A 22,747-nucleotide genomic window follows, 5' to 3' on the forward strand; every position below is an offset into this window, starting at 1 on the left:
ACCTCAGGCTCCGGCGCGCCCGGCCGCCACGGCCGTGCCGACCGAGGCCAGGACCACGCAGCCGATGCCGAGCCACTGGCCCGGGCTCAGCGCCTCGCCGAGCATGACGAGGCCGGCCAGCGCCGCGACGGCCGGCTCGACGCTGAGCAGCACGCCGAAGGTGTGGCGCGGCAGGCGACGCAGCGCGTACATCTCCAGCGAGAAGGGCAGGGCGCTCGACAGCAGCGCCACGCCGAGCGCGGGCGGCAGCAGCGCCGGGTCGAGCATGGCCGCGCCGGCGCGGGCGACGCCGAAGGGCAGCACCGCCAGGGCCGCGACGGCGGTGCCGACCGCCACGGCGTCTGGGCCGCGCAGGCGTCCGGCCCGCTGGCCGAACACGATGTAGAGCGCCCAGGCCAGGGCGGCCCCGGCCGCGTAGGCGATCCCCAGCGGGTCGAGCGCGCCGGCGTGCGACCCGAGCGGCAGGATCAGCCCGAGACCCAGCGCCGCGAGGACGATCCACAGCGCGTCCACCGCCCGGCGGGACGACAGCGTGGCCACGGTCAGCGGCCCGACGAACTCGATCGCGACAGCGATGCCGAACGGCACCGTGCGCAGCGCCATGTAGAACAGGAGGTTCAGGGCCCCGAGCGCGAGGCCGTAGAGCGCCAGCGCGCCGCACTGCCGCGCCGTGAGCCGCCGCCGCCACGGGCGCCACGCCGCGAACAGCAGCAGCGCCGAGAAGCCGACGCGGAGGGCCGTTGTGCCTTCCGCGCCGACGAGCGGGAAGAGCGCCTTGGCGAAGGACGTGCCGATGCACATCGACACGATGCCGCCCACCACCGCGCAGGCGGGCCGGAGCGCCGAAGCGGCGCCCGACGTCGAGGCGGTCGCCGTCACGCGGTCGGCCAGGTGGCGCCCTGCGCGTTGACGAAGATCGCGTAGAGCGAGGTCGTGCCGCAGATGTAGAGGCGGTTGCGCTTGCGGCCGCCGAAGCACAGGTTCGCCACGACCTCGGGCACCCGCACCCGGCCGAGCAGCGTGCCGTCGGGCGCATAGCAGCGCACGCCGTCGTGGGCCGATGTCCAGACGTTGCCGGCGCGGTCGCAGCGGAAGCCGTCGAACAGCCCCTCGTCGAGGCTGGCGAAGACGCGCCCCTCGTCGAGCGAGACCCCGTCGGCGCCGACCCGGAACACGCGGATGTGCCGCGGCCCGTCCTCGCTGTGGGTGGCGCCGGTGTCGGCGATGTAGAGCAGGCGCTCGTCGGGCGAGAAGCACAGGCCGTTCGGCTTGTGGAAGTCGCGGGCCACGGCGTGGACGCGCCCGTCCGAGGGGTCGATCCGGTAGACATGGCTGCCGTCCGTCTCGGACGGGGAGGCCGTGCCCTCGTATTCGCTGTCGATGCCGTAGGTCGGGTCGGTGAACCAGACGGAGTCGTCCGATTTCACGACGACGTCGTTGGGCGAGTTCAGCCGCTTGCCGTCCCAGTGCGAGGCCAGCACCTTGGTCGAGCCGTCGTGCTCGATCCGCGACACGCAGCGGCCCTCGTGCTCGCAGGACACGAGGCGGCCCTGCCGGTCGACCGTGTGGCCGTTGTGGTGGCGCGCGGGCTGGATGAAGGTCGAGATCGAGCCGTCCGTCTCGTCGAGCCGCATCACGCGGTCGTTGGGGATGTCGGACCAGACGAGGTAGCGCCCCGCGGGGAAGTAGGCCGGGCCCTCGGTCCACCGGCCGCCGCTCCACAGCTTCTCGAGGTGGACGTTGCCGAACACCAGGCTCCTGAAGCGCGCGTCGTGGATCTCGATGCTGTCGGTGAACATGGCTCCCTCCCGGTGATCCCGCGCCCGTCCCGGCGGGGCGGTTTGGCGCGAATAAGGCTCCGCTCCCGGCATCGCGCAAGCGAAATGTCCGACCAACGGACCTGTCCCGGAACGGCACACCGCCGCCGCGCGGGGCGTTGAGGCTCCCTTCACGCTTCGATGCCCAAGGTGGTTACCGAAGCATGACCACCGGAGCCGAAGAGCGATGAACGACGCCGCTTCCGAACCCGAGGCGACCCGCCACGGCGCGGCGCCCCGCATCTCGCTCGGCAAGGGGCGCGCCCTCGTGCCGGTGCCCTCGCCGGCCGCGAGGACGGACTTCATCGGCGGGCTCGGGCGCTCGCACGGCGTCGTGGCGGCGGGCGTCGCCGTCGTGATGGGGATCGGCTTCGTGGCCGGCACGGCCGCCTTCGCGTCCAAGCCGCAGACCGCGGCCGTGGCGCAGGCCGCGCCGCCCGCCGACACCGCGATGGACGTCCTGAACCGCGTGCAGGGCGAGGTGCGCGCCCTCCACGCCAGCCTCGACAGCCTGCGCGCGTCCGCCGACGACAGCCGGCAGGCCGACACGATCCGCGGCCTCAAGAAGAGCGTCGACGTCCTGAAGCAGGACCTCGAGGGCGTGAAGTCGGCCTCGGCCAGCGCCGTGGGCCAGCTCGGCGCCAAGATCGATAAGCTCGACCGCGACCCCGGCCCCAAGCTGAACGAGATCGCGTCGCGGCTCGACAAGCTGGACCGGGACCCCTCGCCGAAGCTCGCCGAGATCGCGGCCCGCCTCGACAAGCTCGACCGCGAGCCGGACGCCAAGGCGGCCGACGCGAAGATCGCCCAGGCGACGTCGCAGCTCGCCGCCCGCATCGACCGCGTCGAGCGGCAGGTCGCCTCGGCCGACGCGACGGGCTCGATCCCGCACGAGGCCGCCGCGACCGCGCAGGCGAAGCCGCCGCTGCCGCCCCCGCGCGTCGCGGCCCAGCCCGCGGCGCCGTCGCCGACCGGGCCCGTCCCCGCCGCCGTCGCGGCCGCGGTCCGGCCCGAACCCGCCAAGGCCGATCCGCCGAAGGCGCAGCCGCCCAAGCCCGAGCCAGTCGCCAGGAATGAGGTCGCGCCGCCGCACCCGCAGGACGCGCCGGCCCGGCCCGCCACGGTCGACGGCTGGCTGCTGCGCGACGTCTACGGCGGCGTGGCGCTGGTGGAGGGCCGGGCCGGGGGCCTGCGCGAGGTGGCGCCCGGCGAATACGTGCCCGGCGTCGGCGAGATCCGCTCCATCGAACGCCGCGGCCGCGGCTGGGTCGTGGTGACGAGCCGCGGGCTGATCCAGGCCGACAACCGCTGGTGACGCGGGGCCGGCCCCGCCTCGCCGGCCGCTCGCCGTCCTCCTCCGCACCCGACCGGCCCCCGAGGGAGACCTCGCGGGGGCCGCACGCTTTTCTTCCCCCAACGGAGCCACCACATGGACATGATCATCGGAACCGTCGAGGCCTTCGTCCTGGCCGGCGTCCTCGGCATCGCCAGCTTCGCCACGGCGGGCGTGCTCCACATCGGCTGAACCGCGGAGGCCGGGTTGCGGCAGGACACGCTGGGGCGCGGACATTTCGAGGCCCTCTACGCCGCGCGGCCCGACCCGTGGCGCCTCGCCACCAGCGACTACGAGCGAGCCAAATATGCCGCGACGCTCGCGGCGCTGCCCCGCCCCCGCTACGCGCGCGGCTTCGAGGTGGGCTGCGCGCTGGGCATCCTCACCGCCGAGCTCGGCCGGCGGTGCGACGACCTGCTGGCCGTCGAGCCGGTCGAGGCCGCGCTGCGGCAGGCCGCGGCCCGGCTCGCGGACCAGCCTCACGTCCGCCTCGCGCCCCTGTTCGTGCCCGGCGAGTGGCCCGGCGGGAGCTTCGACCTGATCGTGCTGTCCGAGGTGGTCGACTACCTCGGCGCGGACGACGTGGTGGCCCTGGCGGGCCGCGTCGTGGGCTCGCTGGAGCCGGGCGGGGACGTCGTCTTGGTCCACTGGGTCGGCAAGAAGCGCGGGGCCCCCTCGGGCGACGAGGCCTCCGACCGCTTCGTCGCGGCCGCGGGCGGCGCGGCCGCGGTGCTGCGCGCCGAGCGCAACGCCGACTACCGGCTCGACGTGCTCCGCCGGAGGTGAGAGCACTCTGAAGTGGTGCTGCGCCGCAGCCCGCCGACCGGGCCCGAAACCGTCTCTCGCCCTGGAACGACGGAGCCGGTCAGCCGCTCGGCTCCGATCGCCGTCCGCCCGGTTGCCGGAAGCCGCCTCGCCTTCCTATGATGCGGCGGAAGATCGGGAGCGATTCATGGCCAAGACCATCCGCATTCACGCATTCGGCGGTCCCGAGGTGTTCGAGGTCGAGGACGTCGACCTGCCCGCGCCCGGCCCCGGCGAGGTCCGCATCCGCCAGCGCGCCGTCGGGCTCAACTTCATCGACGTCTACCAGCGCTCCGGCATATACCCGAACCAGCTGCCGCTGATCCCCGGCAACGAGGCCGCGGGCGACGTCGTGGCGGTCGGCGAGGGCGTGACCGAGTTCGCGCCCGGCGACCGCGTCGCCTACGGCACGGCGCTCGGCGCCTACGCCGAGGAGCGCAACGTGCCGGCGCGCCTGCTCGTCCACCTGCCGGAGGCGATCTCCTACGAGGTCGGCGCCGTGATGATGCTGAAGGGGCTCACCGCCCAGTACCTCCTGCGCCAGACCTTTCCCGTCGTGCCGGGCAACACCATCCTGGTGCACGCGGCGGCGGGCGGCGTCGGCCAGTTCCTGTGCCAGTGGGGCCACGCGCTCGGTGCCACCGTGATCGGCACCGCCGGCTCGCCCGAGAAGTGCGAGCTCGCCAAGTCGCACGGCGCCGACCACTGCATCGACTACCGCAGGGAGGACTTCGCCGAGCGCGTGAAGGAGATCACGGAGGGCAAGCTCTGCGACGTGGTCTACGACGCCATCGGCAAGGCCACCTATCCGAAGTCGCTCGACTGCATCCGGCCGCTCGGCATGTTCGTGTCCTACGGCGCGGCCTCGGGCGCGATCGAGAACTTCGACATCGGCCTGCTGGCCCGCAAGGGGTCGCTCTTCGCGACGCGCCCGACGCTGTTCACCTACGCGGCCAAGCGCGAGGCCCTCGTGTCCATGACGGAGGACCTCACCACCGCCATCGAGAGCGGCGCGGTTCGGCCCGAAGTGTCGGCCCGCTACCCGCTCGCCGAGGTGGCGGCGGCCCACCGGGCGCTCGAAGCGCGCGAGACCACCGGCTCCACCGTCCTGGTGCCCTGAAGCGTGGCGGCGCCCGACGTCTCGCCCTCCGTCCACACGCCGGCGCCGCTCGTCGCGGTCCGCGGCCTGTCGAAGAGCTTCGGGCCCGTCCACGCCAACCGGGACGTCGACCTCGACGTCCTCGCCGGCGAGAACCACGCGCTGCTCGGCGAGAACGGCGCCGGCAAGTCGACGCTGGTCAAGATGCTCTACGGGCTGCTGCAGCCCTCCGCGGGCGAGATCCTGTGGCAGGGTCGCCCGGTGGTGCTGGGCAGCCCCGAGGCCGCGCGGAGCCTCGGCATCGGCATGGTGTTCCAGCACTTCTCGCTGTTCGAGAACCTGTCGGTGGCGGAGAACATCGCGCTGGTGCTGCCGCCCGAGCGGTCGGCCGCGCTCGACGCCCGCATCCGCGGCCTCGGCGAGCGCTACGGCCTCAAGCTCGAGCCGTCGCGGCCCGTCTGGTCGCTGTCGGCGGGCGAGCGCCAGCGCATCGAGATCGCGCGCGTCCTGCTCCAGGACCCGAAGCTGATGATCCTCGACGAGCCGACCTCGGTGCTGACGCCGCAGGAGGCTGAGTCGCTCTTCGCCATCCTGGACCGCCTGAAGGCGGAAGGGCGCGCGCTGCTCTACATCTCGCACCGGCTCGACGACGTCCGCCGCCTGTGCGAGCGCGCCACGATCCTGCGCGCCGGCCGCGTCGTCGGCACCTGCGACCCCCGCACTGAAACGGCCCGCTCGATGGCGGCGCAGATGGTGGGGGCGCAGATCGCCGAAGTGTCGGCGCGCGGCGCCGCGGTCGGCCCCGAGCGCTTCGCCGTCCGCGGCCTGTCGCTGCCCTCCCCGAGCCTCCACGCGACCGCGCTGCGCGGCATCGACCTGTCCGTGCGCGGCGGCGAGGTCCTGGGCGTCGCCGGGGTGGCCGGCAACGGGCAGGACGAGCTCTTCGCCGCGCTGTCGGGCGAGCGGCTGGCCGACAGCGCGGAGGCTGTGCTCATCGACGGGCGGCCCGCGGGCCGCGACGGCATCACGGAGCGGCGCCGGCGCGGCGCGGCCTTCGTGCCCGAGGAGCGCAACGGCCACGCCGCCGTGCCGGGCTTCGCGCTCAGCGACAACCTCGTCCTGTCGCGCCACGCCACCGGCGAAGTCAGCCGCGGCGGCTTCCTGCGCGGCGGCGTCGCGCGGCGCATCGCCGAGAGGGTGATCCGCTCCTTCGACGTGCGGGTGGGCTCGCCCGACCCCGCGGCCCGCACCCTGTCGGGCGGCAACCTGCAGAAGTTCGTGGTGGGCCGCGAGATCCTGCGCGAACCCGGCGTACTGGTGATCAACCAGCCGACCTGGGGCGTCGACGCGCTGGCGGGCGCCGCCATCCACCAGGCCATCCTCGACCTCGCCGCCCGCGGCTCGGCCGTGGTGGTGATCAGCCAGGATCTCGACGAGCTGTTCCGCCTGTGCGACCGGCTCTGCGTGATCCACGACGGCGCGCTCTCGCCCGCCACCCCGACGGCCGCGACGGACCGCGACGACGTGGGGCTGCGCATGGCCGGCACAGCTCCGTCGTCGGCCGGAGGCCCGGCCGCGGGCACAAAGGTTGCAAGTTCGTCGACCCATGCGCATTGAGCTCCAGCCCCGCCTCGACCCGCCGCGTTGGCTCGGCCTCGCCGCGCCGGTCGCCGCCTTCGCGCTGGCGCTCCTCGTCGGCGGCGTCCTCGTGGCGGCGCTCGGCCGCTCGCCGCTCGACGCCTTCCGGGTCTATTTCGTCGACCCGCTGACGCAGGACTGGTCGCTGGCCGCGCTGGCCGTTAAGGCGTCGCCGCTGGTGATGATCGCGGTCGGCCTGTGCTTCTGCTTCCGCGCCAACCTGTGGAACATCGGCGCCGAGGGCCAGTTCGTGGTCGGCGGCGCCTGCGGGGGCGCCCTGGCGCTCGCGACCCACGGCGTCGACCACATGGGGCCGCTCGGCGGCGCCTGGATCCTGCCCGCCCTGCTGGCGCTCGGCGCGATCGGCGGCGCCCTCTACGCGCTGATCCCGGCGCTCCTGCGCGTCGCCCTCGGCGTCAACGAGATCCTGTCGAGCCTGATGCTGGTCTACGTGGCGGGGCTCGGGCTCGACTACCTCGTGCGCGGGCCCTGGCGCGACCCCGCGGGCTTCAACTTCCCCGTCTCGGTCAACTTCGACCCCGAGGCGACGCTGCCGAACCTCGTCGACGGCCTGTCGCTGCACGCCGGCGTGCTCATCACCCTCGCGGTCGTGGTGCTGGCCGCGCTGGTCTTCTCGCGCACCCTGTTCGGCTACGAGATCCGCTGCGTCGGCGCGGCGCCCCGGGCCGCGCGCTTCTCGGGCTTCAGCGAGCGCCGGCTGACGCTGCTCGTCTTCGCCCTGTCGGGCGGCCTCGCGGGGCTCGCCGGCGCGATCGAGGTGGCGGGGCCGATCGGCCAGCTCCAGCCCTCGATCTCGCCGGGCTACGGCTTCACGGCCATCATCGTGGCCTATCTCGGGCGGCTCCAGCCGGTCGGCGTGCTGGTCGCCGGCCTCGTGCTGGCGCTCACCTACGTGGGCGGGGAGGGCGCGCAGATCGCGCTGAAGCTGCCGCTCGACGTCACCAAGGCGTTCCAGGGCGTGCTGCTCGTCTGCGTGCTCGGCGCGGACGTCGCCACGCGCTACCAGGTGCGGATCATCGGGCGGGTGATGGCGTGAGCCTCGACCTCGTGCAACTCGTCCTGGTCACGGTGGTGACCGCCGCGACGCCGCTGTTCCTCGCGGCCCTCGGCGAACTCGTGGCCGAGCGGTCCGGCGTCCTGAACCTCGGCGTCGAGGGCATGATGGTGATGGGCGCGGCCTGCGCCTTCGCGGCCGCCTACCTGACTGGCTCGACGCTGGTCGGGGCGCTGGCCGGCGTCGCCGTCGGCGCCCTGATGGCGCTGCTGTTCGGCCTGCTGACCGTGGTCTTCGCCGTGAGCCAAGTCGCGGCCGGCCTCGCGCTGACGATCTTCGGGCTCGGCCTGTCGGGCCTCGTCGGCAGCGGCTTCGTCGGGCTGAAGCGCGAGGCGGCGCCCCATCTCTTCATCCCCGGCCTCACCGACCTGCCGCTGGTCGGGCACCTCGTGTTTGGCGAGGACGCCTTCGTCTACGCGGCGATCCTCCTCGCCTTCGCGGTGTCCCGCGTGCTGCGCCGCACCCGCGCGGGCCTCGTGCTGCGCGCGGTGGGCGACAACCACGCCTCCGCCCACGCGCTCGGCGTGCCGGTGCTGCGGGTGCGCCTGCTCGCCGTGCTGTTCGGCGGCGCCTGCGCGGGGCTCGGCGGGGCCTACCTGTCGCTCTCCTACACGCCGTTCTGGGCGCCGGAGATGACGGCGGGCCGCGGCTGGATCGCCCTCGCCCTCGTGGTCTTCGCGTCCTGGCGGCCGTGGCGGGCGCTCGCCGGCGCGATCCTGTTCGGCGGCGCCACCGTGCTGCAGCTCCAGGCGCAGGCCTCCGGCCTCGGCCTGCCGGGCCAGCTCATGTCGTCCGTCCCCTACCTCGTGACGCTGCTGGCGCTGGTGGTCCTGTCGCTGCGCCGGGGCAGCGGCTCGGTCGCGCCCGCCATGCTGGGGACGGCTTTCGTGCCGGATCGTTGATCCGGTGCCGGACGCCGCCGGTCCCGCCGGGCGCCTCGCCGGCCGCTGCTTCTGCGGGCGCGTCGGATACGAGGTCGCGGATGCCTTCCGCTACGCCATGTACTGCCACTGCTCCCTGTGCCGCCGCCGCACCGGCTCGGCCTTCAAGGCCCTGGCCGGGATCGAGGCCGGCGCGCTGACGCTGAAGGCCGAGGCCGCGGACGTCGCCACGCTCGGGGGCGACGGCTGGCACGACGTGTCGTGCCGCCGCTGCGGCTCGCTGCTCTACGCCGTCGTGCGCGGCGGCGGCTTCGTCCACGTCGCCATGGGCACGCTCGTCGATGAGCCGGCGATCCGCCCCTCCATGCACGTCTTCGTCGGCTCGAAGGCGCCGTGGTACGAGATCGCCGACGACCTGCCCCGCTTCGATGGCGCCCCGCCGGCCTGAGGCCGCGGGCGCCTCCGCGGGCTGGGCCGGCACGTGGATTGCATATAAAACAGGCAACGGCGCCGCCCCGGCGCCGATCGGGAAGGACCTGACGATGGGTGACTGGATGAAGGGCGCGGCGGTGGTGGCCTTGGCCGCGCTGGCCGGCACGGCGGCGCGCGCCGAGGACAAGATGAAGGTCGGCTTCGTCTACGTCGGCCCGGTCGGCGACTTCGGCTATTCCTACCAGCACGACCAGGGCCGGCAGTTCCTGCAGAAGCAGCTCGGCGACGCGGTGGAGACCACCTTCCTGGAGAACGTGCCCGAGACCGACTCGCAGCGCGCCTTCGAGCAGCTCGCCCGTTCCGGCTACAAGATGATCTTCGGCACGTCCTTCGGCTTCATGGACCCGATGCTGAAGGTAGCGAAGCAGTTCCCCAAGGTCGATTTCGAGCACGCCACCGGCTACAAGCAGGCGCCGAACCTCGCCACCTACTCGGCCCGCTTCTACGAGGGCCGCTACATCATGGGCGAGATCGCCGCCAAGGTGTCGAAGACCCATTCGGTCGGCTACATCGCCTCCTTCCCGATCCCCGAGGTGATCTCCGGCATCGACGCCTTCATGCTCGGCGCCCAGAAGGTCGACCCGAACTTCAAGATCAAGATCGTGTGGGTGAACACCTGGTTCGACCCCGGCAAGGAGGCCGACGCCGCGAAGGCCCTGATCGCGCAGGGCGTCGACGTCATCGCCCAGCACACCGACTCGGCGGCGCCGCTGCAGGAGGCCGAGAAGGCCGGCATCCACGGCTTCGGCCAGTCCTCCGACATGGCGAAGTTCGCCCCCAAGGCGATCCTCACCTCGCTCGAGGACAACTGGGGGCCCTACTACGTGCAGGAGATCAAGGCGGTCCAGAACGGCACCTGGAAGTCGCACGACACCTGGGGCGGCCTCGCCGCCGGCATGGTGGTGATGGGCCCCTACGAGAACATGCCCGCCGACGTGAAGGCGATGGCCGAGAAGACCGAGGCCGACATCAAGTCGGGCGCCGTCAAGGTCTTCGCCGGGCCGATCACCAAGCAGGACGGCACGGAGGCCGTGAAGGCCGGCGAGGTGATGCCCGACAAGGAGATCCTCGGCCTGAACTGGTACGTGAAGGGCGTGGACGACAAGGTCCCGCAATGACGCGGCGCTGATCCGCCCTCGGCGCGGATCGGGCCAGGGCGCGTGACGGCAGTGCGCCGGCGCGCCTCGCATCCCCGAAGGGTCCGCGCGGCATGCGCAGGCCGCGAGAGCCATCCACGGCCCGACGCGGGGCTCGGCCGATCGCGTCGAGCCCCGCTTCGGACGGACGCGCCCTGACGAGCGACATCCGCATCGGCAAGCGAGCGGATGCCGCGTGGATCCCCGGCGTGGGACGGCGGCGGAAACCAGACCGCCTCGACCCGCCCCCATGGACGCCGAAGTCGATGAAGCCCGTCGCCGGCATCGGCGAGACTCTCAACAAATGATCGTCCGTCGCACTGCCGCATCTTTCGTCCAGATCCGATGCTTCGAGATTTGCTTCGCCTCATATTCGGCCAACAGCCGGGGCGGAGCATCGACAGTATATCATTTGATGCTTGAAGTGCAGCACGATTATTTAAGCCATCCGGCGTCATGACTGCACACCAGCGGTGTCGTTCGAGGCTGGTATGCTCAAAGTGCTGGAATGCATGCTGTACGAGCACGATCTCGTGCTCGTGGCCGTCTCGGCGCTGATCTGCGTGCTGGGTTGCTGTGCCACCACGACCCTCCTGGCGAGGAGCCTCGAGGGGCCTCGACGGCATTTCGCCGGCTGGCTCACCGCAGCCGCCGGGGTCTTCGCGTGCAGCGTCTGGGCCCTGCACTTCGTCGCCATGCTGGCCTTCCTGCCCGGGCGGGCGATGGTCTATCGCGTCGATCTCACGGCGCTGTCCATGGTGGCGGCTTTCGCGGGAGCGCTCGTCGCCTTCTCCGTCGCGCTCGCGCCGGATCGGCGGCGGATCCGCGTGCCGGCGGGCGGGGTCGTCCTCGGGCTCGCCATCAGCGGCATGCACTATCTCGGCGTCGCCGCCCTGTCGTCCTCGGCTTCCCCGGCCTTCGACGCCACGACCGTCGCCGCCTCCGTGCTGGTCGGCGTCGGCGGCTCCACCCTGGCCGTCGCCGGCATGGGGGACCTCCGGACGCTGATCCGGCGCGCCGGCGTCGCGATGTCGCTCGCGCTCGCCATCTGCGGCCTGCACTTCACCGCGATGGCGGCCGTGACGCTGGTGCCCCATCCCGTGGGGGCCGGCAGCGGCTCGATCGTCGGCACGGCGTCCCTCGGGGCGGCCGTGGGCGGGATCGCCTGCCTGATCCTGGCCTGCAGCCTCGTGGCCGTCGTGATCGAGCGGCACCTGTCCCTCCGCGCCCGCCAGGAGCTCGCCCGCATGCGGCTGATGAGCAACCTGGCCCAGGAGGTGCTGATCGTCCATCGGGACGGCGTGGTCTGCGAGGTGAACAACGCCGGCGAGCGCCTGTTCCGGGCTCCGGCGCGCCATCTCGCCGGACGACGGCTCCTCAGCCTCTTCGCCGAGGAGAGCCACGCGGCCCTGATCCGCCGGGAACGGTGCCCGCCCGCCAAGCGCCGCCCGGAGGAGATCGAGATCCGGCCGGTCGGCGGCACGCCCGTCGCGGTCGAGATCTCCTGCCAGACCATCGACCATCTCGGCCGGCCCGCGACCGTCGTGGTGCTCCGCGACCTCACCGATCGCAAGCGCAACGAGGCGCGGATCCGCCACCTCGCCCGCCACGACGCCCTGACCGACCTGCCGAACCGCTACGACCTGCAGGAGCGGATCGACCTCGCCCTCGACCACGCGGCGCGGGAGGGGGGGCAGTTCGCGGTGATCTACATCGACCTCGACCGCTTCAAGCCGGTCAACGACCTCTACGGCCACGCCGTCGGGGATGCGGTGCTGGTCCAGGTGGCCCGGCGGATCGCCGTCGACGTCGACCTCGGCGACACGCTCGCCCGCATCGGGGGCGACGAGTTCATCGTGGTCCAGGCGGCCGCAGCTTCGGCGGACAGGAGCGCCGCCCTCGTGGCCCGCATGCTGGACAGCCTGCGGCAGCCGTTCACGGTCGAGGGCAAGCAGATCGAGATCGGCGCCTCGATCGGCGTCGCGCTCTATCCGCAGGACGGGAGCACGGCCGACGCGCTGCTGCGGGCCGCCGATGCCGCGATGTACCGGGCGAAGGAGGGTGGCGGAGGCGCGGCCTGCTTCTACAAGGTGACGATGAACGACCGCCTCCAGGCGCGGCTGCGGCTCGGGCAGGAACTGGCCGGCGCCGTCGGTCGCGGCGAGCTCGTCCTGCACTACCAGCCGATCGTCAACGGCATCACGGGCGAGGTCGAGACCTTCGAGGCGCTGATCCGCTGGAACCACCCGGTCCGCGGCCTGGTGCCGCCGGTCGACTTCATCCCCCTCGCCGAGGAGACCGGCCTCATCGGCGAGATCGGGCGATGGGTCATCGAGGCGGCGTGCCGGGAGGCGGCGGCGTGGCCTCACCCCTGGCGGGTCTCGGTCAACGTGTCGCCGAAGCAGTTCCGCCGCACGGACGTCTGCGAGATCCTGGCCGCCGCGATCCGCGAGAACGGGCTCCTGCCCGCGCGCGTCGTCGTCGAGGTCACGGAGGGCGTGCTCATCGACGACGCCGCGACCGCGGTGGCGACGCTGCAGCGGCTGCGCGACATGGGCGTGCGCGTGGCCCTCGACGACTTCGGCACCGGCTATTCGAGCCTGAGCTACCTGCAGCTGTTCAAGTTCGACAAGTTCAAGATCGACAAGTCCTTCGTGCGGCGGCTCGGCGAGAGCGAGGACGCGCTCACGCTGACCCGCACCATCGTCAACCTCGGCCACAACCTCGGCCTGCTGGTCACGGCCGAGGGCGTCGAGACGCGGTCGCAACTGGCGATCCTGCGGTCGCTCGGCTGCGACCAGATCCAGGGCTACCTCGTGGCGAAGCCGGCCCCGATCGGATCGTTCACGCCCATCGACCGGCTGCGGACGATGGCCCTGTTCCGCGAGGACGTCGATCCCGCCTCTCCCGCGCAGGGCGCCGGCCTCGATGCGCCCCCCGACCGGGAGCCCGTCCGCCTCGGCGCCCACGTCTGAGGCGCCGGACGATCCTGAGGACCCGGCTCACCGGCTGTCTCCGGCCGGCTCGATCCGTCCGGACGGGCGGTCGACGGGTCGCGATGGTCCGATGACGCACAATCCTACGCAACTCGGCCTGCTCGACTCCCCCCTGCCGCTCTACCCGAACAGCCGCGGGTTGAAAGCCACCGTCCATCTCCGAGACGATCTCATGCGGACGCTGATCGGACTCGATCCGGCCGACCACCCCCTGGCCGCCGAGCAGCGGGTGGGCATGACGATCGATCGCGTGGCCGAGATCGTCGCCCATCTCGAAGAGGTGCGGGGAGTCCGGAGCTGAGCCGCCGCGGCCGGCGAGTCAGACCACCGCCCCGTGGAGGTCGTAGGCGTCCGCGCCGGTGATCTTCGCCGTCACGATGTCGCCGACCCGCACGGGGAAGCGGTGCTGGAGGTGCACCTTGCCGTCGATCTCCGGCGCGTCGCCCTTGCTGCGCCCGACCGCGCCGCCAGGCCCGACCGCGTCCACGATGACCGGCATGCGCCGGCCGACCTTCCTCGCCAGCAGCCGCGCACTGATCCGCTGCTGGTGCGCCATGAAGCGGTCGAGCCGCTCCTGCTTGACCTCGGGCGGGACCGGCGGCAGGCCCAGAGCCTCCGCGGGCGCGCCCGCGACGGGCTCGTATTTGAACGCGCCGACGCGCTCGAGCTTCGCCTCGGTGAGCCAGTCGAGCAGGATCTGGAAGTCCTCTTCGGTTTCGCCGGGGAAGCCGACGATGAAGGTCGAGCGCAGGGTCAGGTCCGGCGCGATGGCGCGCCAGGCCGCGATGCGGTCGAGCGTGCGGTCCTGCTTGCCCGGCCGGCGCATGGCGCGCAGCACGTTCGGCGCCGCGTGCTGGAACGGGATGTCGAGGTAGGGCAGCACCAGCCCCTCGGCCATCAGCGGCACCACCTCGTCGACGTGGGGATAGGGGTAGATGTAGTGGAGCCGCGTCCAGGCGCCGAGCTGCCCGAGTTCGCGCGCGAGGTCGAGGAACTTGGCCCGTACCTCGCGGTCGCCGTGCGGCTGCACGGGGTAGCCGAGGTCGAGCCCGTAGGCGGCCGTGTCCTGCGACACGACGAGCAGCTCCTTCACGCCGGCGCGCACCAGCTTCTCGGCCTCGCGGAGCACCTCGGAGACGGGCCGCGACACCAGCAGCCCGCGCAGCCGCGGGATGATGCAGAACGAGCAGGAGTTGTTGCAACCCTCGGCGATCTTCAGGTAGCTGTAGTGGCGCGGCGTGAGCTTGATGCCCTGTGGGGGCAGCAGGTCGAGGAAGGGGTCGTGCAGCGGCTCGGCCGCCTCGTGCACGGCCGCCATCACGCTCTCGTAGGCCTGCGGGCCCGACACGGCGAGCACGTTGGGGTAGTGCTGCCGGATGGCCTCCGGCTCGGCGCCCATGCAACCCGTGACGATGACCTTCCCGTTCTCGGCCATGGCCTCGCCGATGGCGGCCAGCGACTCGGCCTTGGCGCTGTCGAGGAAGCCGCAGGTGTTGACCACCACGGCGTCGGCGCCGTCGTGCTTCTTGGTGATCTCGTAGCCCTCGGCCCGCAGCCGCGTGATGATGCGCTCCGAGTCGACGAGCGCCTTGGGGCAGCCCAGCGACACGAAGGAGATGCGCGGCGCGGCGCGGCCGGCGGGGCGCGCCTTCACGGGATCGGGGACGGTCAGCATGGGCGTGCCTTGCCACGGCGGCCCGGCGGCCGCAACCGCGGCGGCGCGGGGCCGCGTTGCGTTTTCAGGCCAGCATCCTGGGCGCCACGCGGGCCGGGCGCCCGAGCCACGGCGGCACCGGCAGGCCCTTCTCGGTCAGGAAGGCGGCGTTGAACAGCTTCGACGCGTAGCGGGCGCCGGAGTCGCACAGGATGGTCGCGACCGTGTGGCCGGGGCCGAGGTGGCGCGCCAGCCGGATCGCCCCCGCGACGTTGACGCCCGACGAGCCGCCGAGCAGCAGCCCCTCGTTCTCGGCGAGGTCGAAGGCGACGTCGAGCGCCTCGCGGTCGTCGACCTGGCAGGCGAAGTCGACCGGCGCGCCGACGAGGTTGGCGGTGACGCGGCCCTGGCCGATGCCCTCGGTGATGGAGGAGCCCGAGGACTTCAGCTCGCCGGCGTCGTACCAGGAGAACAGGGCCGAGCCCATCGGGTCGGCGATGCCGATCGTGACCTTCGGGTTGCGCGCCTTGAGCGCGAGGCCGACGCCCGCGAGGGTGCCGCCGGTGCCGACCGCGCAGATGAAGCCGTCGACCTTGCCGTCGGTCTGGTCCCAGATCTCGGGCCCGGTGGTGCGCTCGTGGCCGCCGCGGTTGGCCACGTTGTCGAACTGGTTGGCCCAGACCGCGCCGTTCGGGTCCGTCTCGGCGAGGCGCGCGGCCAGCCGCTCGGACACGCGCACGTAGTTGCCGGGGTCGCTGTAGGGCTTGGCCGGCACCTCGACGAGCTCGGCGCCGGACATGCGCAGCATGTCCTTCTTCTCCTGGCTCTGCGTCTCGGGGATCACGATCACGGTGCGGTAGCCGAGCGCGTTCGCCACCAGCGCGAGACCGATGCCGGTGTTGCCGGCCGTGCCCTCGACGATGGTGCCGCCCGGCCGCAGCGCGCCGCGCGCCACCGCGTCCTCGACGATGGCGAGCGCGGCGCGGTCCTTCACCGAGCCGCCGGGGTTCATGAACTCGGCCTTGCCGAGGACCGTGCAGCCCGTGAGGTCGGACGCGCGCTTGAGCTTGATCAGCGGCGTGTGGCCGATGGCATCGAGGACGGACGGCAGCATGGGACTTCCGGGGCGGGGTGGGGCGGGCCGGGCGGCCGCGGGTGTCGCACAGATGAGCGAGCCGCGCCGCCGGATCAACCGCCGCGCCGCCGCCGCCCCGCGCCCGCGCGGCGCGCGCCGTCGGCGTCAGCCGCGGTCGACCCCCCTGCAGGGCCCGCGCAGCCAGCGATAGCCCGCGTGGGGCGCGCCGCCGAGATGCCCGGCTCGGCACGACGGCCCGGCTCGCCGCATCAGAAGCGGCGACTGGTGGATGTGCCCCGCGAGCGCCACGGAGGCGCCCGTCGGGGCGAGGGCCAGGGCCGCACAGCCCGCGAGGGCCAGACCACGGATCCGCGTCATCGAACGATCCCTTCCCGCGCCGCCCGTCCCGGGCTGGCGCCTCCCTGAACCGTTGCATAATGCGGAAGGGGTGCCGAACGTTCGATCGTCGGGCGTCGCGGACCGGACGCGAAGGCCGCGCACGATCGGCGTGAATGCAAAAAGCCCCGCGCAGGCGAGGCTTGAAGGCGCTATCGGATTGAGTCTGGAGCTTGGCTCCCCGAGCAGGACTCGAACCTGCGACCATTCGATTAACAGTCGAATGCTCTACCAACTGAGCTATCGGGGAACAGCGCCGCGTCGCCGCGGTGTGAGGGGTGTTTAGCCGGGATCGCGCGGCTTTGCCAAGCCCCAATCTGCGGATCGGCGGGGGAAAAGTTTCGGTCACGGCCCGGCTTGCCGTGCCGGGCCGGATCCGATAGACGTCCTCCCGTCGCCCTGACCGAGCGACCGCGCGCCGTCAGACGGCCCGTGCGAGGCCTCGTGGCGGAGTGGTCACGCAGAGGACTGCAAATCCTTGCACCCCGGTTCGATTCCGGGCGAGGCCTCCAGAGCGGCGATGCCGCAACTCTCCGATCACAGTTGTCGCCGACGTCGCCTCGCGTGTGGGGCTACGAACCGCGCTGGTGCGGCCGGCATCCCATCGCCCTTCTCCGCGGCCCCGTCTGCCCCCTTGCGCAGCCGCGGCCTCCGCGGGCGATGAAGCACTGCCTCAGCCGTCGATCGCCGACGCCCGGCCGGTCGCGGTGGCGAACTCCCGCCGGGCCGCCTCGGCCCAGCGCGGGCTGTTGGTCAGGCAGGCGATCCAGGCCGCTTCCCAGGCGGCGTCCCGGGCCGAGGCCGTCTCGGACGGGCGGTCGGGCGACGCCAGCCCGTCGAGGATCGCCAGCGCGGCGCTGGGCTCGAACGCCGCCGCGCCGCGGTGCGCCGAGGATGGAAAGCCAAGGGCGTCGCCTGTCGGCACGGTCGGGCCTGCTCGTCATGGAGGATCGGTCGGCACAACCGTCGCGAGACGCCTGCGCCGACCGTCACGCTAGCCCGAAGCGCCGCCGCGCTCAAGAACAAAACAAGAACATGAGCGGCTCGGCTCTCACGGACTCCGGTGCAGCCCGTTCATCAGGGACGCGAAGGCCGCCTTGGGGCCGAACGCCGCCTCCGCACCCGGCGCCGCCGCGGGGGCGTGCTCGGCGCGGAGCCGGTCGTAGGCGGCGCGGACGAGCTCCGGGCCGTAGGTCCGCTCCAGCCGCCGCACGGCGAAATGGCCCCGCGCCAGCTTCTGGTAGTGGTCCATGAAGGCGGCGTTGATCCCGGCCCCCGTCACGGCGCCGACGACCGGCACCGCCTGGGCGACGACCTTCTGCGACACGACGAGCCCGAAGCGCGACGCGATCTGGCCGATCAGCCGCGACAGCACGGGGGCGGCCTCGTCGGCGAGGCCGCGCGTGAGCGCGTGGCGGGCCGCCTCGGTGACCGATTTCGCCAGCAGCGCCCGCACGGCGAAGTAGCTGCTCTCGCCGAGCATCGCCCCCCCGCCCTCGCCGAGCGCGAAGACTTCGAGGCAGCTCAGCACGGCCGCGGGGTCGTCGAGGTCCTCGCCCGCCGCGCGCGCGATGTCGGCGACCGAGCGCAGGATCAGCGTCGTCGACAGCGGCAGCTCGACGGGCAGGGACGCGAGGCCGAGGGCGCCCCCGACCGCGCCCGTCGCCGCCACGGCGGCAAGGTGGAAGCGGTTGCGCGGCGGCCGGCCCTCGCCGTCGAGCGACCGCACGGCCCCGCGCAGCGCGACGCGCAGCGCCGTGCCGGCCGCCCTGTTGGCGACTTCCGTCACGCGCGGCGGCAGCAGGTCGCCCGCGAAGCCGAGCTGGCGCCCGACGAGGCCCGACAGGTTGGCGGCGAAGCTGGTGCCCTCCAGGGCCCGCACGGCCTCGGCCAGGGCCGCCTCGTCCTCGGGCGACAGGGCGCCGGGGCGGCCCGTGCCCGGCACCGGCGCCCCGGCGGCCTCGTCGAGCGCGGCGGTCGGCGCCGGCGCTGCGCCGGTGGGGGCTGGCTGCGTCTCGTCGGCCATGGCTCGCGGGGCTCCTGCGGATCGTGCGGGGCGGCGCGGCGCCCGGTGACGGGAGACGCGCGAGGCGGACGCCGAGTTCGCCGGCCGCCCCCTCCGGGCGGCTGGAGCGGGAAGCGCCCACGCCGCGGGGAGCTTGCGGCGGGGCGCGTCCTGCCGCAACTTCGGAGCGGCACCGGCGGACGGGGGACACGGCATGGCGAAGCTCACCATCGCGGCGGCGGCCGTGGCTCTCGCCGCCCTGGCCGGGTCCGCCCGCGCCGCCGAGCCCGTGATGGTCCAGTGCGGACGCGAGTATCAGGCGGCGAAGGCCGCCGGCGCGCTGAACGGGATGGACTGGGGCGCCTTCCGGGCCGCCTGCGCGGTCCGCCTGAAAGCTGCGCCCGCCGCGGCACCGACGGCCGCCGCCGCCCCGGTCCCGGCGGCGGTGCCCGCCGCGACCCCTTCCGCGCCGTCGCCGGCCTCCGCCCCGACGGCGGCGTCCTCCGCCGGGATGGCGGCGATGCACGCGCGGCAGAAGCAGTGCGGGGCCGAGTGGACCGCCAACAAGGCGACGCTGGTCGCCGCGACGCCGGGCCTGACCTGGCCGAAATACTGGAGCCAGTGCAACACGCGAATCAAGTCGACCGGACGCTGATCCGGCGCCCGTCCCCGGTCCGTCACACCAGGTAGGCGTAGCCCGCCACCGCGGCGCCGGCCGCGCCGAGCGCCATGGAGGCGTACCAGGGCCAGCGCCGGCCGCGCATGATGATCGACAGCGTCGCGACCGCGATGCCCACGTGCAGCAGCGTGACGCCCGCCGTCAGCACGTGGTGGCGCTTCTCGTGGTGGTCGCCGTCGCGGAGCAGCGCGTCGCTCTCGCGGTCGAGCTCCTCGGCCTTCTCGCGCGTGCCTTCGCCGTCCTTCTCGTAGCCGCGCGCCTTGGCCTCGAAGGCCTCGGCCTGCCCGGGGTTCGCCGCCTTGGCGATGTCGTACATGTTCTTCTTGATGCTCTGCGCCTGGAAGTAGGACCAGCGATCGGTGGCGCGGTTCTGCAGCAGCACCGATTCGCTCTTCTTCGAGATGGCGGTGCCGCTCTCGATGGTCTCCAGGCTCCCGACCGAGGCCGCCACCACGGCCAGGATCGCGATGGTGGCGGACACCCACAGCAGCAGCGGGTCGCCGCTGTGGGCGGCGTGCTCGGCGTGTTCGCGGTGCTCCATCTGCTCGCTGGTCTGATCGTCCACGGCGCTGTCCTCCCGGCTCGGCCGGCTCCCACCTTGAATGGCGGGGCGGCGGGGGGCCAGCCCCGTCGGCCGCCTCGCCCATGCATGGACATCGCGCGCGCCGCTCCTGTATAAGCCGGGGGCGGCCCGTCCGCGGCGCGGAGCGGCCGCGCGGGCCGGTGATCTCAGCGAAGGGCGGGTCCATGCAGGGCGAGGTTGCGGCGACCGAGCAGGTGTTCTCGGCGCAGAGGCGGGCCATGGTGGACGGGCAGATCCGCACCTTCGACGTGACGGACGCCCGCGTGGTCCGCGCCTTCGACCTCACGCGGCGCGAGCTGTTCCTGCCCGAGGAGCTGCGCGCCTTCAGCTATTCCGACCTGTCCCTCACCCTGAAGTCGCCCGAGACCGGCAAACCGGTCCGCACCCTGATGCAGCCGATGCACCTCGCGCGCCTGCTGCAGGGCGTCGACCCCGCGCCGGACGCGCACGTGCTCGTGGTGGCCGGCGGGGCCGGCTACGCCGCCGCGGTGCTGCTGGAGATGGTGGGCAGCGTCGTGACGCTCGAATCCGACGCGGGGCTGACCGACCTCGCGGCCGATGCCCTGGCGAAGACCTCCGCCGGCCGCGCGGCCGCGGTGACCGGGCCGCTCCACGAGGGCTGCGCGGCCCGCGGCCCCTACGACGCGATCCTGGTGCTCGGCGGCGTCGAGGCCAACCTCGACGGGCTGTTCGCCCAGCTGAAGCCGCGCGGCACGCTGGCGGCCGTGGCGGCGGTGGTGACCAACAACGGCCGCCCCACGGGGCGCGTGACGCTCTACACCGCGGTCGGCGGCGACGTCAGCGGGCGGGTGATCTTCGACGCCACGGTGCCGGTGCTGAGCGAGTTCAAGGCGAGCGCCGGCTTCGTGTTCTGAGCGGGTGCAGGCGCCGGGGCAGGGGCCGCCGGCGCGCAACCCGCGCGCTGGAGCCTGCCGGGCGGGGCGCGGGTCGATGCGGTCCTCCCGGCCGCCCTGGCGTTCGCCGGGTCTAGGCCCCGATCGGTCGAGATCCGACCCGCCGCGCCGGAAGATTACGCTCGGTCCGCGCGGGTCGAACGACAAACATTAAGATCGGGCCTCGGTCCGCCCGCCGCTGTGTCGCATTTTTGCGCCAGACTGTGGAATTGTCCGGCCGCAGCGAACCATCCGGGTCCAACGCGAAACGGGCCGGGGTATGATCGGGACCCGGGCGCATTCGGACGAGGGTCCGCCGGGCGGTTTGACCGCGGCGCGGTTCCGTCCGGCGTAGCGCAGCGTCACCGGCGTCGAGGTCGAAGATGAGTGGATCCAGCGTCAAAGGCAGCGCCACCCCGGCCCGCGGCTCGGGGCGGCGCGCCGTCCGGTCCGCGCTGGCGCTGATGGGCGCCGCCGCGGCCCTGGCGGGACCGGCCCGCGCCGAGAACCTGCCGGACGCGCTGTCGAAGGCCTATTTCAACAACCCCAACCTCAACGCCCAGCGCTCCACCACGCGCGCCGCCGACGAGAACATCCCGATCGCCAACTCCGGCTACATGCCGCACGTGGCCGTGTCGGGCGACCTCGGCGCCCAGTACCAGGACTATCGGAGCCCCCTCGGCGTCGCCAGCGGCATCTCGGGGACGTCGGGCATCTCGGGGACCTCCGGGGCTTCCGGAGCCACGGGCTCGACCAGCACGGGCGTGACGGGCTCGACGGGCGCCAGCGGCGCGCTCGGGACCACGGGCACCACCGGCCTCGCGAGCCGCGCCCTCGCGAGCTCGGCGAGCCGGACGACCGCGTCCGGCTCCACGGGCAACAGCGTCACGCAGACCGACCTGTCCGGCACCGTCATCCCCCGCGGCGCGGGCATCACGGTCACGCAGACGCTCTTCGACGGGCTGCGCACGACCAACAACATCCGCTCGGCGGAATCCAACGTCTTCGCCAGCCGGGAAACGCTGCGCAACGTCGAGCAGAGCGTGCTGCAGAGCGGCGCGCAGAACTACATGGACGTGCTGCGCGACACGGCCATCCTCGATCTGCGCAACTCCAACATCAAGGTGCTGGAGGAGCAGCTCCGCCAGACGCAGGACCGCTTCAAGGTCGGCGAGGTGACGCGCACCGACGTCGCCCAGGCCGAAGCCAGCGTGGCGGGGTCGCGCGCCGACTACTTCGCGGCGCAGTCGCAGCTGCAGAACTCGATCGCCAGCTATCGTCAGGTCATCGGCGAGCAGCCGACGCGGCTCGAGCCGGCGCGGCCGCTCGACCGCGGCATCCCGCCCTCGCTCGAGAACGCCATCGCGGTCGCCATGGTGGAGCACCCGTCGATCCAGGCGGCGCTGCACGGCGTCGACGTGGCGTCGCTGCAGGTCAAGATCGCGGAAGGCGCGCTCTACCCCACCCTGACGCTGAACGGCTCGGCCCAGCAGCGCTACGACGTCAGCAACGTCGGCGGCTCCAACGCCCTGGTGGCCTCGATCGTGGGCTCGCTGCAGGTGCCGATCTACGAGGGCGGCGCCTCCTACGGGCAGATCCGCCAGGCCAAGGAGCAGCTCGGCACGGCCGAGTTCCAGGTGGACGTGTCGCGCGACAACGTCCGCGCCGCCGTGATCTCGGCCTGGGGCCTGCTGGTGTCCTCCAAGGCCGCCGTGCAGGCCGACCAGGCGCAGGTCAACGCCGCCGAGATCGCGCTCAACGGCACCCGCGAGGAGGCCCGCGTCGGCCAGCGCACCACGCTCGACGTGCTGAACGCCCAGCAGACGCTGCTGAACGCCCGCGTGCAGCTCGTCGGCGCTCAGCGCGACCGCGTGGTGGCCACCTACGCCATCCTGGCGTCCTGCGGGCGGCTGTCCGCCTCGGGGCTGAACCTCAAGCTGCAGCCCTACAATCCCACGGTCCACTTCGACCAGGTCAAGGACAAGTGGTTCGGCCTGCGCACGCCGGACGGGCGCTGAGCCCGGGTCGACACCGAAGAAGCGGCGCGTAAACCACGCGGCCGGGTTGTCCACGGAACTTAGGCGCGCGCGGCTTGTTTGCGCAGGCAACCGGACGTATCCGTTAAGGACAGGTTTACGCCGCAATTTTTCGTCGGCGCGGCAGACCTGGATCGAGATCCCGTAAAGCGTAA

21 protein-coding genes and 2 tRNA genes are annotated in these 22,747 nt (G+C 73.0%); 14 read left to right on the plus strand and 9 right to left on the minus strand.

Annotated features, from left to right (window positions below):
- Positions 1–3: 3 nt before the first annotated feature.
- On the minus strand, positions 4–879 hold the full coding sequence (locus L7N97_RS20335; RefSeq protein WP_237480093.1) for an EamA family transporter: 876 nt from the start codon (positions 877–879) through the stop codon (positions 4–6).
- The gene (locus tag L7N97_RS20340; protein ID WP_237480094.1) at positions 876–1,799 is read right to left on the minus strand and encodes an SMP-30/gluconolactonase/LRE family protein; all 924 of its coding nucleotides are present in this window, start codon (positions 1,797–1,799) and stop codon (positions 876–878) included. Before L7N97_RS20340 ends, L7N97_RS20335 begins: the two co-directional genes overlap by 4 nt.
- A gap of 205 nt (positions 1,800–2,004) precedes the next feature.
- Here L7N97_RS20340 and L7N97_RS20345 point away from each other — a divergent pair, with 205 nt between their 5' ends.
- The 10 genes from L7N97_RS20345 to L7N97_RS20390 all read left to right on the plus strand — a co-directional run bounded on the left by L7N97_RS20345 (position 2,005) and on the right by L7N97_RS20390 (position 13,572).
- On the plus strand, positions 2,005–3,132 hold the full coding sequence (locus L7N97_RS20345; RefSeq protein ID WP_237480095.1) for a hypothetical protein: 1,128 nt from the start codon (positions 2,005–2,007) through the stop codon (positions 3,130–3,132).
- Positions 3,133–3,357: 225 nt separating this feature from the next.
- The gene (locus tag L7N97_RS20350) at positions 3,358–3,936 is read left to right on the plus strand and encodes an SAM-dependent methyltransferase (RefSeq protein WP_237480096.1); all 579 of its coding nucleotides are present in this window, start codon (positions 3,358–3,360) and stop codon (positions 3,934–3,936) included.
- Positions 3,937–4,102: 166 nt separating this feature from the next.
- The gene (locus tag L7N97_RS20355; protein WP_237480097.1) at positions 4,103–5,074 is read left to right on the plus strand and encodes a quinone oxidoreductase family protein; all 972 of its coding nucleotides are present in this window, start codon (positions 4,103–4,105) and stop codon (positions 5,072–5,074) included.
- A gap of 3 nt (positions 5,075–5,077) precedes the next feature.
- Positions 5,078–6,670 carry an ABC transporter ATP-binding protein gene (locus L7N97_RS20360; RefSeq protein WP_237480098.1) on the plus strand — a complete coding sequence of 531 codons (1,593 nt, stop codon included), beginning with the start codon at positions 5,078–5,080 and terminating at the stop codon, positions 6,668–6,670.
- The gene (locus tag L7N97_RS20365; protein WP_237480099.1) at positions 6,660–7,748 is read left to right on the plus strand and encodes an ABC transporter permease; all 1,089 of its coding nucleotides are present in this window, start codon (positions 6,660–6,662) and stop codon (positions 7,746–7,748) included. Before L7N97_RS20360 ends, L7N97_RS20365 begins: the two co-directional genes overlap by 11 nt.
- The gene (locus tag L7N97_RS20370; protein WP_237480100.1) at positions 7,745–8,668 is read left to right on the plus strand and encodes an ABC transporter permease; all 924 of its coding nucleotides are present in this window, start codon (positions 7,745–7,747) and stop codon (positions 8,666–8,668) included. Before L7N97_RS20365 ends, L7N97_RS20370 begins: the two co-directional genes overlap by 4 nt.
- 4 nt (positions 8,669–8,672) lie before the next feature.
- Positions 8,673–9,095 carry a GFA family protein gene (locus tag L7N97_RS20375; RefSeq protein ID WP_237480101.1) on the plus strand — a complete coding sequence of 141 codons (423 nt, stop codon included), beginning with the start codon at positions 8,673–8,675 and terminating at the stop codon, positions 9,093–9,095.
- A 94-nt stretch (positions 9,096–9,189) separates the two neighbouring features.
- Entirely contained in the window at positions 9,190–10,257 is a 1,068-nt protein-coding gene (locus L7N97_RS20380; protein ID WP_237480102.1) for a BMP family ABC transporter substrate-binding protein, read from the plus strand.
- A 509-nt stretch (positions 10,258–10,766) separates the two neighbouring features.
- On the plus strand, positions 10,767–13,250 hold the full coding sequence (locus L7N97_RS20385; protein ID WP_237480103.1) for a bifunctional diguanylate cyclase/phosphodiesterase: 2,484 nt from the start codon (positions 10,767–10,769) through the stop codon (positions 13,248–13,250).
- A 91-nt stretch (positions 13,251–13,341) separates the two neighbouring features.
- Positions 13,342–13,572 (plus strand): DUF2199 domain-containing protein, encoded by a 231-nt coding sequence (locus tag L7N97_RS20390; RefSeq protein WP_237480104.1) that lies wholly within the window; start codon positions 13,342–13,344, stop codon positions 13,570–13,572.
- Positions 13,573–13,590: 18 nt separating this feature from the next.
- Here L7N97_RS20390 and rimO read toward each other — a convergent pair whose 3' ends face one another.
- The 4 genes from rimO to L7N97_RS20410 all read right to left on the minus strand — a co-directional run bounded on the left by rimO (position 13,591) and on the right by L7N97_RS20410 (position 16,646).
- Positions 13,591–14,946: a 30S ribosomal protein S12 methylthiotransferase RimO gene (rimO, locus tag L7N97_RS20395; protein WP_237480105.1), complete on the minus strand. Its 1,356-nt coding sequence runs from the start codon at positions 14,944–14,946 to the stop codon at positions 13,591–13,593.
- A 64-nt stretch (positions 14,947–15,010) separates the two neighbouring features.
- A complete protein-coding gene (locus tag L7N97_RS20400; RefSeq protein WP_237480106.1) occupies positions 15,011–16,039 on the minus strand; it encodes a cysteine synthase A in 1,029 nt (342 codons plus the stop codon).
- A gap of 126 nt (positions 16,040–16,165) precedes the next feature.
- Complete coding sequence (locus L7N97_RS20405) at positions 16,166–16,378, minus strand: hypothetical protein (protein ID WP_237480107.1); 213 nt, start codon at positions 16,376–16,378, stop codon at positions 16,166–16,168.
- A 192-nt stretch (positions 16,379–16,570) separates the two neighbouring features.
- Positions 16,571–16,646, minus strand: a tRNA-Asn gene (locus tag L7N97_RS20410).
- 188 nt (positions 16,647–16,834) lie between these two features.
- Here L7N97_RS20410 and L7N97_RS20415 point away from each other — a divergent pair.
- Positions 16,835–16,908: transfer RNA gene (locus L7N97_RS20415), tRNA-Cys, on the plus strand.
- A 161-nt stretch (positions 16,909–17,069) separates the two neighbouring features.
- Here L7N97_RS20415 and L7N97_RS20420 read toward each other — a convergent pair.
- Positions 17,070–17,321, minus strand: coding sequence for a hypothetical protein (locus L7N97_RS20420; RefSeq protein ID WP_237480108.1), 252 nt, complete (start codon positions 17,319–17,321; stop codon positions 17,070–17,072).
- A 126-nt stretch (positions 17,322–17,447) separates the two neighbouring features.
- Positions 17,448–18,422: an EcsC family protein gene (locus L7N97_RS20425; protein WP_237480109.1), complete on the minus strand. Its 975-nt coding sequence runs from the start codon at positions 18,420–18,422 to the stop codon at positions 17,448–17,450.
- A gap of 193 nt (positions 18,423–18,615) precedes the next feature.
- On the opposite strand from L7N97_RS20425, the gene L7N97_RS20430 reads away from it, so the two are divergent.
- Positions 18,616–19,056 carry a hypothetical protein gene (locus tag L7N97_RS20430; RefSeq protein WP_237480110.1) on the plus strand — a complete coding sequence of 147 codons (441 nt, stop codon included), beginning with the start codon at positions 18,616–18,618 and terminating at the stop codon, positions 19,054–19,056.
- 22 nt (positions 19,057–19,078) lie between these two features.
- On the opposite strand, the gene L7N97_RS20435 is transcribed toward L7N97_RS20430, so the two are convergent.
- Complete coding sequence (locus L7N97_RS20435; protein WP_237480111.1) at positions 19,079–19,645, minus strand: DUF4337 family protein; 567 nt, start codon at positions 19,643–19,645, stop codon at positions 19,079–19,081.
- Between the two features lie 182 nt (positions 19,646–19,827).
- On the opposite strand from L7N97_RS20435, the gene L7N97_RS20440 reads away from it, so the two are divergent.
- Together L7N97_RS20440 and L7N97_RS20445 are read left to right on the plus strand one after the other, a co-directional pair.
- Entirely contained in the window at positions 19,828–20,538 is a 711-nt protein-coding gene (locus L7N97_RS20440) for a protein-L-isoaspartate O-methyltransferase family protein (RefSeq protein WP_237480112.1), read from the plus strand.
- Between the two features lie 401 nt (positions 20,539–20,939).
- Positions 20,940–22,574, plus strand: coding sequence for a TolC family outer membrane protein (locus tag L7N97_RS20445; RefSeq protein ID WP_237480113.1), 1,635 nt, complete (start codon positions 20,940–20,942; stop codon positions 22,572–22,574).
- Positions 22,575–22,747: the final 173 nt, after the last annotated feature.

The sequence above is a fragment of the Lichenibacterium dinghuense genome (assembly GCF_021730615.1).
Taxonomy (GTDB): domain Bacteria; phylum Pseudomonadota; class Alphaproteobacteria; order Rhizobiales; family Beijerinckiaceae; genus Lichenihabitans; species Lichenihabitans dinghuensis.